The sequence below is a fragment of the Saccharopolyspora antiqui genome (genome assembly GCF_052246905.1).
Lineage (GTDB): Bacteria > Actinomycetota > Actinomycetes > Mycobacteriales > Pseudonocardiaceae > Saccharopolyspora.
Window position 1 is genome coordinate 91,309 of the sequence record NZ_JBQQBO010000012.1, and the last position, 12,299, is coordinate 103,607.

Genomic DNA, 12,299 nt, shown 5'->3' on the forward strand with positions numbered 1-12,299 from the left:
CGCGGATCTCCGAGCAGGCCTGCCGAGTCCCTCCAACGAGATTCGTAGATCACCCCGTGGAGATCACCCCTACTGGCAGTGATCAGCAATTTGGACAAAGCAGGCCAACTTACCACTCGGATGAGTGATCAACTCAGGATCCGACCGGCAGCACGTTCGGCACGATCATCGGCCGCCGCCGGTAGGTTTCGGCCACCCAGCGGCCCACCACCCGGCGCACCGCCTGGGCGATCCGGTGGGTGTCGGTGATGCCCTCGGCCTCGGTGCGGGCCAGCTCCATCTCCACCAGCGGCACCACGTCGTCCAGCGCCTTCGGGTCGTCCGAGAAGCCGCGCCCGGAGATCGTCGGGGACGACACCGCCCGACCCGTCGACGCCTCCACCGCCACCGTGATCGCGATGAAACCGCCCTCGCCCAACACCAACCGATCCGACAGCGTGGACTCGCCGACATCGCCCACCGACAGACCATCGACGTATACGTGGCCGACCTCGACCCGGCCCGCGATGCTGGCGATCCCGTCCAGCAGGTCCACCACGACCCCGTCCTCGGCGATCACCACCCGATCCGCCGGAACGCCGGTCAGCCGCGCCAGCTCGGCGTTGGCCCGCAGGTGCCGCCACTCGCCGTGCACCGGCATCACGTTGCTCGGCCGCACCGCGTTGTAGAGGTAGAGCAGCTCACCGGCCGAAGCGTGCCCCGACACGTGCACCTTCGCGTGCCCCTGGTGCACCACGTCGGCACCCAACCGGACCAGGCCGTTGACCACGCCGAACACCGCGGTCTCGTTGCCGGGGATCAGCGAACTCGCCAGCACCACCGTGTCCCCGGCGCGAATCCGGATCTGCTTGTGCTCGCCGCGCGCCATCCGGGACAGCGCCGACAGCGGCTCGCCCTGCGAACCGGTGGAGACGAACGCAACCATGTGCTCGGGCATCGCCAGCGCCTCGTCGAGATCCACCAACAGCCCGTCCGGCACCCGCAACATGCCCAGCTCGGTGGCGATGCCCATGTTGCGCACCATCGAACGGCCCACGAAGCACACCTTGCGGCCGTGCGACTCGGCCACTTCGAGCACCTGCTGCACGCGGTGCACGTGGCTGGCGAAGCACGCGACGATCACCCGCTGGGTGGCCTTGCCGATCACCCGGTCCAGCACCGGACCGATCTCGCGCTCCGGCGTGACGAAACCCGGCACCTCGGCGTTCGTGGAGTCGACCAGGAACAGGTCCACGCCCTCGTCGCCGAGCCGGGAGAACCCGGCGAGATCGGTCAACCGGCTGTCCAGCGGCAACTGGTCGAGCTTGATGTCACCGGTGTGCAGCACAACCCCGGCCGAAGTCCGGATGGCGACCGCCAGCGCGTCCGGGATGGAGTGGTTGACCGCGAAGAACTCCAGGTCGAAGCCGCCGTGCGTGCTGCGCTCGCCCTCGGTCACCTCGACCAGCACCGGGTCCAACCGGTGTTCGCGGCACTTCGCGGCCAGCAGCGCGAGGGTGAACTTCGAACCCACCACCGGCAGGTCCGGCCGCAGCCGCAGCAGGAAAGGGACCGCGCCGATGTGGTCCTCGTGCCCGTGCGTGAGCACCAGCGCCTCGATGTCGTCCAACCGGTTCTCGATCGCGGCGAAGTCCGGCAGGATCAGATCCACACCGGGCGCGTCGTCCTCCGGGAACAGCACACCGCAGTCGACGATCAGGAATCGGCCGTCGTACTCGAACACGGTCATGTTGCGGCCGACCTCGCCGATGCCGCCGAGCGCGACCACGCGCAGTCCACCTTCGGCCAACGGGGGCGGTGGTGCCGATGAAATCGGCGTCACCGGGTGGTACTCGGTGGCTGTCGCCTTTGCGCTCAACGCTGTTTCACCTCTGTGCGGCGTCCGGATTGACCAGTACGAGGCCAGCATCCCACAGGTCGCTGGTGATCAACCGCACCTGTTCCTCGGTAGCGGCGGGCAGCGGCAGTCGGGGCTGGCCGGTCTCGTAGCCGCACAACCGCATCGCCGTCTTCGAGAAGATCACCCCGCCGACGAAGTTCATCGACCGGTACACCGGCAACAGTCCATTGTGGATGTTCCGGGCACCGGCCACGTCGCCCGCCTCGTGAGCGTCCAACATCCTGCGCAACCGGTCCCCCACCACGTGACCGATCACGCTGACGAAACCGACCGCACCGACCGACAGCCAAGGCAGGTTCAGCGGGTCCTCGCCCGAGTAGTACGCGAGATCGGTGCTGGCCATCACCTCACTACCGGCCAACAGGTCGTGCTTGGAGTCCTTGACCGCCTTGATCCGCGGGTGCTCGGCGAGCCGCTTCAGCGTGTCGACCTGGATCGGGACCACCGAGCGCGGCGGGATGTCGTAGAGCATCACCGGCAATTCGGTGCCGTCGGCGACCGTCCAGAAGTGTTGGAACAGTCCCTCTTGCGGTGGGCGCGAGTAGTACGGCGTGACGACCAGCAGGCCGTGCGCGCCGGCCTTCTCCGCGGCGCGGGCCAGCTCGACCGAGTGCTCGGTGTTGTTGGTGCCCGCTCCGGCGACCACGGTCGCGCGGTCGCCGACCGCGTCGACCACGGCGCGGATCAACTGCTCCTTCTCGTGGTCGCTGGTCGTGGGGCTCTCACCGGTGGTGCCGTTGACGACCAACCCGTCGTTGCCGACGGTGTCGACGAGGTAGGTGGCGAGTTCCTGCACCAGCTTCAGGTCGAGCTTTCCGTCTTCGTCGAACGGCGTGACCATGGCGGTCAGGACGCGGCCGAACGGGCGGCCCGGAGTGGCAGTGGGGCAGACGGTCATGGTCCTGACGCTACCCGGTGAGTTCGCTGCTGAACGCGGCCGGACCGACCTCGCGCAGCATTCCGGAAACCCCGCGTTCGCACTCCGGGAACACCGCGTTTCTTCCGGTTCACCAAGCGGCTCGCAAGCGAGTTTCCGCGCCCGCGTCCGGGGTTTAACCCGTTGATCTCGTCGCGGTACCGCCCCGGCCCGAGGCTAGAAGGACCGGCGCAGGTCCTCGACCGCGAGCACGTCCGCGTCGTTGCCCTCGAAGATGACCTTCGCGGCGCGACGGCTGAAAGCGTGCAGGATCAGTTCACTGGGCTCGCCGATGATGCGCACGGTGCGCGGGCCGCGCTTGGCCGCGATCTCGGTTCCGTCCGCGCGGCGCAGCACGACGCCCACCGGGCTGCGCCCGTAGAACATCTTCGCCACCCGGGTCAACGACTTCCACAGCGCGTCTTCGCGCTCCGGGTCGGACGGGCGCGGCTGCCAGTCCGGCTGGGCCCGCCGAACGTCCTCGTGGTGCACGTAGAACTCGGCGGCGTTCACCGCCTCGTCCACGCCGGAGAACCCGAGCGGGTTCCACTTCGGCGGACCCTGCCGGATCTGGTCGATCAGCTCCGGCCAGGACAGCGCCCGCAACTCGCTCTGGATGCGCTCACTGCGATCGGCCAACGCCTTCACGAACTTGCCGGCCACCGCATCTGGGCGCCGTTCGCGCACCACGAGGTGCACCGCGAGATCCTTGGTATTCCACCCGTCGCACAGCGTCGGCGCGTCCGGGCCGAGCCGCTCGAACAGGTCGCACAACTGCTGGCGCTCATCGCTGGCCACACCCATGCGTCCACTCTAGTCACGGCGGATCCGCGACGTGCGGCAGCCGATCACTTCGTGGCGGACGTCTGCAGCTTGCTCCCGTCCGCGCCGTACAGGATGCAGTAGATGTCCTGCGAACCAGCGTCGGTTTCGTTGTTGCCGTCGGTGGAGGTGCGCCGTTTCTCGTTCCAGGACTCCTCGGAGGGGATGAGCGTGACGAAGCGCAAGACGGCCTCCTTGCTCAGCGTGACGACCTCGTCGGAGGCGAAGTAGATCGAGCAGTACCCCTCGCCGTAGCGGGTCAGCGCGGCCCTGCCGGGATAGGCCATGTCGTAGTCACCGGAACCGAACGGCGCTCCGTAGGTGTAGATCTCGAAGTCGTGCGCATCGGAGCAGGAGGTGCCTTGGCGCAGCTGCGCACCGGCCTCGATCTTGCCGTCGCCGCAGCGATCACTGCCCAGGTCGAAGACCTCGACTTCGCCGCCCTTGCCGTAGCCCACGGTCGGCTCCATCGCGGCGGGCGCACCGCCGCCGACCAGCAGGAATCGTCCGATCACGGCGCCGACGACGAACAGCACCACGGCCGCGATCGCCGTGGCGATCAGCCACGGGCGAAGGGATCTCGTCGGTCGCGCATCCTGGGCGACCCGGGTGGGTGCCCCTACCGGCAGCGTCTGCTCGGGCGCACCGCCCGCGGGCACGCTGTCCAGCAGCGCGCGGACCTGCGGGCCGGTGAACCGCGCTCGTGGGTCGGTGATCAGCAGGCCGGTGATCACCGAACCGATCACGCCGTGCGGCCGGGACAACCGGGGTGTCTCGTTGAGCACCGCGTTCAGCGTCGCGGCCGTCGTCTGCCGGTCGAACGGCATCCAGCCTTCGACCGCGAAGAACAGCGTCGCGCCCAGCGACCACAGATCGCTGGCCGGGGACGCGTCGGCGCCCTGGATGCGCTCCGGCGCCATGAACGACGGCGAGCCGACGATCGCACCGCTGGTGGTCAGCCGCGGATCGTCCAGGGTCTGGGCGATGCCGAAATCGGCCAACTTGACCCGTCCGTCCGCCACCATGATGTTGCTCGGTTTGACGTCGCGGTGCACGATCCCGGCCGCGTGCGCGGACTCCAGCGCGGACAGCACCTGGCGGGTCAGGTCGGCGGCCTGGTCCGGGCGCAGCGGTCCCCACTGCGCGATGTGCTGACTGAGCGTGATTGCCTGCACCAGCTCCATCACGATGTAGGTAGTGCCGGATTCCGCCAGCACGTCGTGCACCGTGACCACGGCCGGATCGTTGAGCCGTCCCGCGGTGCGCGCCTCGCGGAGCACCCGCTCCTCGTAGACCTGCCGCTCGGCTGGGGGCACGCCGTCCGGCAGGTGCAGTTCCTTGATCGCGACCTCACGGCCGATGACCTGGTCCCAGGCCCGCCAGACAATCCCCATGCCGCCGCGGCCGATCTCCTGCACCACCTGGTACCGGCCGCCGATGATCCTCGCCTGCGAACCGGGCCCGAGCTGCTCCACCACCGCGCCGTCCTCCACCGCATCCCGTGCGCGATCACGCAACGCACACGCCTTTACCTCGCCGATCATCCAATCAGATGAGTTGGACCAGCACTTGGACTACAGGGCAGCTCGATCGGTTCCAGCCTGAAACCCCGACCGCCGGAGGCGACGTCTGAGAGCCGGTCTTCGCAGCGGGCTCCGCAGTTGCGGGAGGTGCGAGGCGGTTGCGGGAGGTGCGCCGTCGAATCAGCCCTCGGTGACGAACGGGCTGGACGCCACTTCGGTGCCGTCCTTCAGCACGGTGATCTCGAAGTCGCTGAAGACGTTCGGCGCGGCCTTCTGCAACTGCCGGAGGCACTCGATGGCGAGGCCGCGGATCTCGACGTCGGCGTGCTCGGAGGCGCGCATCGCGATGAAGTGCCGCCACGCCCGGTAGTTGCCGGTGACCACGATCCGGGTCTCGGTCGCGTTGGGCAGCACCGACCGGGCCGCCTGCCGGGCCTGCTTGCGGCGCAGCGTCGCTTTCGGCTCGTCGGCGAACTTCTCCTCCAGCGCGGCCAGCAGTTCGGTGTATGCGGCGACGCTCGCCTCGGCCGCCTTGACGAACTTCTCGTGCAGTTCCGGGTCCTCGGCGATGACGTCCGGCTCGACCATCGCGGCATTGCGCTCGGGCACGTACCGCTGCGAGAGCTGCGAGTAGGAGAAGTGCCGGTGCCGGATCAGCTCGTGGGTCAGCGAGCGGGACATCCCGGACAGGTAGAACGACACCGTGCCGTGCTCCAGCACGGACAGGTGACCGACCTCCAGGATGTTCCGCAGGTACCCGGCGTTGGTGGCGGTGGCCGGGTTCGGCTTGCGCCAGGACTGGTAGCACGCGCGACCGGCGAATTCGGCCAGCGCCTGCCCGCCGTCGGTGTCGGTCGACCAGTCCACGTCCTCCGGTGGGAAGAACTCGGTCTTGCCGATCAGCTGCACTTTCGGCCGCACGATCTCGGTCACGACGGGCGAACCCCTTTCCTGCTCCGCACGGCGGTCGGCGAACTGCCGCGCGCGCCTCCCCGGTGTGTGCATCGAGCGTAACCGGCGGGCCCGACAAGATCCCGTGACGCCAGATGACACCATCGGGTCATTGCATGACGTCATCGCTAGCGTCATAGTGGTGTCATGGATCTGAACCCGTACATCGACCAACTTCGCGAGGACCTCACCTCCGCCGCCTCCGCCGGGGATGACCAGACCCGGCAGACCGCGGCGGTGCTGTCCGGCGCGATCGAGCCGGCCGCGCGGCTGGCGATCATGAACGCACTCTCCGACCTGGCGGCGGAGGTGACGACCCAGCTGGACGGCCAGGTCGTCGACATCCGACTCGACGGACGCGACGTCCGGGTGGTGGTCAGCGGTGGCTCCACGCCATCCGCGGTGGAGGACGACGCGGAGCCACTACCGCCCCCGCCGAGCGGCGAGAGCGGCGACATCAGCCGCATCACGCTGCGCCTGCTCGAAGAGATCAAGACGCAGGCCGAACAGGCCGCGTCCACCCAGGGCGTCTCGTTGAACACCTGGGTCGCCCAGGCGGTGCAGGGCGCGCTGCACACCGGCCGACCGCGCGGCCCGTGGGACTACCCGCGGCAACGGCACGGCGGCCGACCATGGGGACCGCCCGGCGGCCAGCGTGGCCGGTGGCGCGGCGAACCCGGCTCGCGCGTGCGCGGCTGGGTTCAAGGCTGAGGCCCTGCCGTGGAGTGGCGTCAGCCGCTCGCGGTCCGGGACTCGTTCGCACCGCGGTTCTCAGATGTCGTCTCGCAAGGCCCGCCCGTTCTTGAAAGCGCCCTTCGCGAACGTGCTCGGGCCCGCCGGGCCGAGACGGCGTCTGAAGTTCCGCTACCCGCCGAGCAACAGGAGCTCAACGGCGGGTTCCGCCACCGGCGTTACGCAAATCAGGTACAGGGAACGAGTTTGAGGGGAACGCGATGACGAACGACGAGACCACGGGCCCGGACCCAACCGAGCCCGAGGACTGGCAGGGCGCGGAGGAACAGCTCGCCGAACTGGTGCGCAGCCAAGACTTCGACACCGCTGGGCCGATCCGCATCGACATCGGCAACAGCCTGGGGCCGGTCGTGGTCGAGTTGGCCGAGACCGCGATCACCCACGTCGAGGTCCGGCACGACCCGGCCGCTGGCGGGCCGGACTGGCGCGGCGGGTTGACCGGACTGCTGAGCTGGGTCACCGAGCAGTTCGGCGAGTCCGGGATCCGCACCGGTGGCGACGTAGAGCGCGGTCGCTGGCCGCGCGAGCCGATCGCCGAGGCCGTGCGGCGGACGCGGATCGATCTGACCGGCAACCGGCTTGCCATCCGGACCCCGGCGAACGCACCGCTGCGCAACGTCCCACTCGCCGTCAAGGTGCGCGCTCCGCGGGACTCGGAGGTGGGCGTGCACACCAGCTCTGGCGAGGTGAACGTCACCGGGGCGGCCGGGCGGGTCAACGTCCAAGCCGGTTCCGGTGCGGTGTCCATCGATCGGGCTGAGGATCGCGCCACGGTCCGGTCCGGCTCCGGGCAGCTCCGGCTCGGCACGATGGTCGGTGGTGTGCATGCGCGCAGCGGCACCGGCGACATCGAGATCGGGGCGATCGACGCGGCGTCGTCGGTGGCCACTGGCAGCGGCAACGTCTGGCTCGGCGCCGTCTCCGGCGATGTGCTGGTGCGGTCCGGCAGCGGTGACCTGACGGTCGCGGACGCATCGGCCGGGCAGGTCGAGTTGATCACCGGGTCCGGTGAGTTGCAGGTGTCGATCCACCGCGGAACGTCCGCCGAGGTCGATCTCACCTCGTCCACCGGCACCGCGAGCAGCGACCTGGTGGTGTCGGACGAAGCCCCGGACAAGGAGCCGAAGCTGCGAATCTTCGGCCGAACAGGAACTGGTGATGCCGTATTGACGACAGCTACCTGAACACCGACGAGCACCGGGTGCACGCCGGTACCGACCGGAGAAGTGACCGATCCGTCGACGCAACCCGGCACTTCGCCGTGACCAGTCAGGATCCGTTGGCGAACTCGTGTGGCGGCACCATTGCCTGCGCGTCGACTCCTTTGGACCACAGGCTGATCATGAAGGCCGTGGTGGCTTCCAGCAGTGCCGCACGTTCCAACGAGCCTCCGTCGGCGGGTTCGCAGCCAATATCGGTCACCAACGACCGAACGGTCGCAACGGCGTCGCGATTGTCACCGCACAGCGGCACCACGAGTGGTCGGCCGTCGAAAACCGGTGGTGTCAGCCGCCAAATCGATTCGTGGCAGGTGTTGAAGGCCTTCACCACGTGCGCTCCGGGCGCCAGTTCGGCGATCCGTTTCGCCATCGACGAACCGCCACCCGGGATGTCCAAGGTGAACCGGTCGAAAGCGATCGGATTGGTGCAGTCGATCAGCACCTTGTCCCGGAGCGCTGCGGACTCGGCACCGGCAGCCGACAACACCTCGGGAACCGCCGGGGCGTGCACGGCGACCAGAACCACCTCTCCGAACTCGGCGACCTCCGCCCAGGTTCCGGCACGCGCGGTCGGCCCGATCCGTTCCGCGAGCGCTCGGGTCTTCGCCGGGGTGCGGCCGCTCGCCATCACTTCGTGACCGGCACGAGTCCACTGTGTACCAAATGCCTCGGCCATGTTGCCCGCACCGAGAATTCCGATCCGCATCGAGTTCTCCTAGCTGTCATCGGGGGTGCTTGTTTTGTTCTTTGGGGCGGCGAAGCCGCTTGGCCCACCTACGGCGCTCGCACCGCCGCTGGTTCTCAGACTCTGCCCACTGGAGTTCTCTGGGAGGCATGCCACGACGTGGTGTATCGGACATGCATGAGTCGGGGACTCCAGAGCGAGATCGCCCGGGGTGCGGAGTCCCCGGCCCAGGCACTGCCCGAGGTTCCGTCACCCCCACCGCAACGCAAAACGAGTTCAGGGACAGGTTCTGGGTACCCAAGTGGGTTGTCACCGGATGTTAGGGAGGTCGATAGGTACCGAACGGTGCCTGACCGCACGGCAGAATGGGATGCGCGCAGGTGAGGAGGAGCCGATGACCGAGATGTTCCCCGCGAACGGCGACTATCTGGCCGACTGCCGGGCCCGGCTGGCGTTTGACCTGGTCGCCAACACGTGGAACCCGGTGGTGCTCTGGGCACTGCGCGGCGGGCCGCTGCGACCCGTCGACCTGCGGCAGCGCATCGGCGGGATCCGCACGAAGGTGCTCGCCGAGACGCTGCGGAGACTCCAGTACAACGGCCTGATCGCCAGGTGCAGCTACCGGGAGGCACCGCCTCGGGTCGAGTACCGGCTGACCGAGCTCGGCGAAAGCCTGCTGGGACCGATCGGGGCGCTCGGCGAGTGGGGATTTCGCCACGGCGACGCGGTCATGGCAGCCCAAGAAGCAGAAGACGCCCGCGCGAGCTGACGCCCACCGCCGCCAGCGGCAGGACTGCCCAGCAACCGGCAGTACTACCGAGTCCCATCACCGCCGCATAGCGCTGCTTAGTGCCGGAGCGAGACCACCCTTGCCGCCGACTACGACGTCATCGAGGCCGAGCCAGGACGCCATTTCGCGCAACGCGGCGGAGAGTTCGAGCACCACCCTGGCCGGATCGCGGCCGGGTTCGACGAAAGCCCCGGGGACCCGGAGCACACCAGCGGCACGGTCGGCTTTCAGGTCAACGCGGGCCACGAGTTCACCGTCCAGGAGGAAGGGAAAGACGTAGTAGCCGTACTGCCGCTTGGCTTCGGGCACGTAGATCTCGATGCGGTAGCGGAAGTCGAAAAGCCGTTCGGCACGGGAACGTTCCCAGATCAGCGGGTCAAACGGGCAGAGCAGCGCGCGACCGGTGATCTTCCTCGGAATGCGCGTCGCAGCGTGGCGGTATGCGGGCTGCCGCCAGCCCTGCACCGCGACAGGCTCCAGCACGCCGTCCTCGACGAGTTCGGCCACCGCCTGCTGGGACTGCGCGGGTGAAAGCCGGTAGTAGTCCCGCAGGTCCGGTTCGGTGGCGACGCCGAGCGCATGCGCGGAGCGTTCCACCAATGCGCGGATCGCCTCGTCGTCGTCCGGTTCGTGTGCGAGCACCTGCGCGGGCAGCACTCGTTCGGGCAAGTCGTAGAGGCGTTCGAAGCTGCGGCGGGTACCGGTGGTCAGCTCCCCCATCGCGAACAGCAGTTCGCAGACCCGTTTCGTGTCGCTGCGGTTCCACCACGCTCCGCGCCCACGGGCTGCACCCCCACCGAGTTCGCGTTCCAGGCTGCCCGCGCCGATCGGCCCGAGTTCCTTGACCGCGGTCAGCACGTCGTCGATGAGCTCGGGCGCGCGTTCCAGCAGTTCGCGGCTTCGCCGCCGCCAGCTGCCGCCGTACTCCCGCATGCGCCAGCGCAGCAGCGGCCAGTCCTCGACCGGGATGAGCGACGCTTCGTGCGCCCAGTACTCGACCAGCAGCCGCGGTTGCCGTGCCCGCTGCGACCAGGCCGCCGTGTCGACGAGATCCGCCGAGTAGGCGCCGAGTCGGCTGAACAGCGGCATGTAGTGGGCGCGGACGGCGACGTTGACCGAATCCAACTGCAGGAGCTTGGTGCGCGACAGCGCGCGCTGCAGGTGTCGGCGGGTCACCTCACCGCGCGGTGCTGGGTCGGCGAAGCCCTGGGCGGCCAGGGCGAGTCGGCGCGCGGAGTCACGGCTCATGGTCTGCACCCGTCCGATCGTGCCAGCCGCCCCTGACAAACCAGTGCAGCGCCGGATCAAAGCGACGCGACCGGTGATTTCACCCGAACCTGGCACTGCGGGACCGGGCATCGCGGGCGGGCTCGGGCGCCGGTTCGGTGACTGGTCGGGCACGTTAGGTTGTCGCCATGGCTGAAGCCCACGTGCGGGTCGCGGCGCCTCCCGATGCCGCCGAGATCGCTCGCATCCAGCTGACGACTTGGCGCACCGCGTTCACCGAACTGTTGCCGCCCGCCGTGCTGGAGGGCTTGGACAACGCGGAGACCGAACGGGAGTGGCAGCAGACCCTGACGAGCGGTCCGGCTGCGGTGTTGGTCGCGACGGAAGGTCCCTGGATCGTGGGTTTCTGCGCGGCGGGCCCGGCGCCGGAGGCCGAAACCGCGGCGGCCGACGGCACGGTGCCGCCGGATGCACCAACAGTCGCGCTGGTCAGCACGCTGCTGGTGGAGCCGCGCTGGGGACGCCGCGGCCACGGAGGTCGGTTGCTCGGTGCCATGGCGCAGCGGCTGGCCGCCGAGGGCGCCACCCGGGGCATCGCGTGGATTCCGGAGGCCGACACGGCGTCAATGGCCTTTTTCCGCAGTGCGGGCTGGGCTCCGGACGGTACGGTACGGACATTGGACGCTGGTGGTCGGCCGCTGCGCGAGTTGCGGCTGTCGGGCCCAATGGAATTGCAGTTCGAGAACTGATGAACGTCGGCTACGTCCGCCCGAGCAGGGCGTGCGTGGGTTGCTAGCCTTTCCGCCAACTGGTCCGAACGCTGGGAGCGATCGTGCTGACCGTGATCGGGTTGCTGTCCACCACTTTCGGGGTGTCGGTGGCTTCCGCGCTGCTCCCGTTGATCAGTATCGAACTGTTCGCGATCGGTCTGGTGCTCAAGGGACCGGACATCCCGTGGTGGTTGTTGGCGGTGGTCATCGCCACCGGCCAGATCGGCGGGAAGCTGCTGCACTACTACGCGGCGCGGGGCGTGATCCGATTGCCCCGGATGCTCCGGCGCAAGAGCGAAGGCGGAGGCAAGGGCCGGTGGCGCGGTTGGCTGGAGAAGTTCCGGGAAAACTGCCACCGACGCCCGGTTTGGACCGGCGCGGTGTTGCTGATCAGCGCACTCGCGAGCCTGCCGCCGTTCGCCGCGGTCGCGGTGATCGCGGGCTGGGCCAAGGTTCCGGTGGCCACGTTCCTGATAACCGGCTTCGTCGGCCGCTTCGTCCGCTTCGGTGCCCTCGCGATCGCCCCAGGAGTGGTCATCGCCTGGCTCTGACCCACCTGCCAACAACCAATTCCACCAAACCGGTCCACGCCCACTCGGTTCACCCGCCTCGCGGCGGCAAGCGAAACCCCAACGCCAGTCCCTGAAACAGCGGCACGGCACTCACGCACCGCGGTCGGGCAGGCGACTTCACGCCGACCTCCCCAACCAGCAGCACCATCTCGTTCGCAGCAACGACCCGT

At 68.8% G+C, this 12,299-nt stretch carries 12 protein-coding genes; 5 read left to right on the forward strand and 7 right to left on the reverse strand.

All coding sequences use genetic code 11. The annotated features are described in order from the left end of the window. Positions 1-133: 133 nt before the first annotated feature. The 5 genes from ACTWQN_RS19945 to thyX all read right to left on the reverse strand — a co-directional run bounded on the left by ACTWQN_RS19945 (position 134) and on the right by thyX (position 6,094). Positions 134-1,858: a ribonuclease J gene (locus ACTWQN_RS19945; protein ID WP_443205014.1), complete on the reverse strand. Its 1,725-nt coding sequence runs from the start codon at positions 1,856-1,858 to the stop codon at positions 134-136. A 7-nt stretch (positions 1,859-1,865) separates the two neighbouring features. Beyond that, on the reverse strand, positions 1,866-2,798 hold the full coding sequence (dapA, locus tag ACTWQN_RS19950; protein ID WP_443205015.1) for a 4-hydroxy-tetrahydrodipicolinate synthase: 933 nt from the start codon (positions 2,796-2,798) through the stop codon (positions 1,866-1,868). A gap of 195 nt (positions 2,799-2,993) precedes the next feature. Further along, positions 2,994-3,620 carry a TIGR03085 family metal-binding protein gene (locus ACTWQN_RS19955; protein ID WP_443205016.1) on the reverse strand — a complete coding sequence of 209 codons (627 nt, stop codon included), beginning with the start codon at positions 3,618-3,620 and terminating at the stop codon, positions 2,994-2,996. 44 nt (positions 3,621-3,664) lie between these two features. Continuing rightward, positions 3,665-5,155 (reverse strand): serine/threonine-protein kinase, encoded by a 1,491-nt coding sequence (locus ACTWQN_RS19960; RefSeq protein WP_443205017.1) that lies wholly within the window; start codon positions 5,153-5,155, stop codon positions 3,665-3,667. A gap of 186 nt (positions 5,156-5,341) precedes the next feature. Then, complete coding sequence (gene thyX, locus ACTWQN_RS19965) at positions 5,342-6,094, reverse strand: FAD-dependent thymidylate synthase (RefSeq protein WP_443205018.1); 753 nt, start codon at positions 6,092-6,094, stop codon at positions 5,342-5,344. 165 nt (positions 6,095-6,259) lie between these two features. Between thyX and ACTWQN_RS19970 the strand changes: the two genes are divergently transcribed. Further along, positions 6,260-6,823: a toxin-antitoxin system HicB family antitoxin gene (locus tag ACTWQN_RS19970; RefSeq protein ID WP_443205019.1), complete on the forward strand. Its 564-nt coding sequence runs from the start codon at positions 6,260-6,262 to the stop codon at positions 6,821-6,823. Between the two features lie 242 nt (positions 6,824-7,065). Next, entirely contained in the window at positions 7,066-8,049 is a 984-nt protein-coding gene (locus ACTWQN_RS19975; RefSeq protein WP_443205020.1) for a DUF4097 family beta strand repeat-containing protein, read from the forward strand. 85 nt (positions 8,050-8,134) lie between these two features. Here the strand turns inward: ACTWQN_RS19975 and ACTWQN_RS19980 are convergent, their stop codons facing one another. Beyond that, complete coding sequence (locus ACTWQN_RS19980; protein ID WP_443205021.1) at positions 8,135-8,791, reverse strand: NADPH-dependent F420 reductase; 657 nt, start codon at positions 8,789-8,791, stop codon at positions 8,135-8,137. A 373-nt stretch (positions 8,792-9,164) separates the two neighbouring features. Between ACTWQN_RS19980 and ACTWQN_RS19985 the strand changes: the two genes are divergently transcribed. Beyond that, complete coding sequence (locus ACTWQN_RS19985) at positions 9,165-9,539, forward strand: winged helix-turn-helix transcriptional regulator (protein WP_443205022.1); 375 nt, start codon at positions 9,165-9,167, stop codon at positions 9,537-9,539. A gap of 57 nt (positions 9,540-9,596) precedes the next feature. Here the strand turns inward: ACTWQN_RS19985 and ACTWQN_RS19990 are convergent, their stop codons facing one another. Next, positions 9,597-10,808, reverse strand: a complete 1,212-nt coding sequence (locus ACTWQN_RS19990) for a winged helix-turn-helix domain-containing protein (protein WP_443205023.1) — start codon at positions 10,806-10,808, stop codon at positions 9,597-9,599. 167 nt (positions 10,809-10,975) lie between these two features. Here ACTWQN_RS19990 and ACTWQN_RS19995 point away from each other — a divergent pair, with 167 nt between their 5' ends. Both ACTWQN_RS19995 and ACTWQN_RS20000 read left to right on the forward strand, forming a co-directional pair. Then, positions 10,976-11,536 carry a GNAT family N-acetyltransferase gene (locus tag ACTWQN_RS19995; protein WP_443205024.1) on the forward strand — a complete coding sequence of 187 codons (561 nt, stop codon included), beginning with the start codon at positions 10,976-10,978 and terminating at the stop codon, positions 11,534-11,536. A gap of 83 nt (positions 11,537-11,619) precedes the next feature. Next, on the forward strand, positions 11,620-12,108 hold the full coding sequence (locus tag ACTWQN_RS20000) for a VTT domain-containing protein (protein WP_443205025.1): 489 nt from the start codon (positions 11,620-11,622) through the stop codon (positions 12,106-12,108). Positions 12,109-12,299 lie beyond the last annotated feature (191 nt).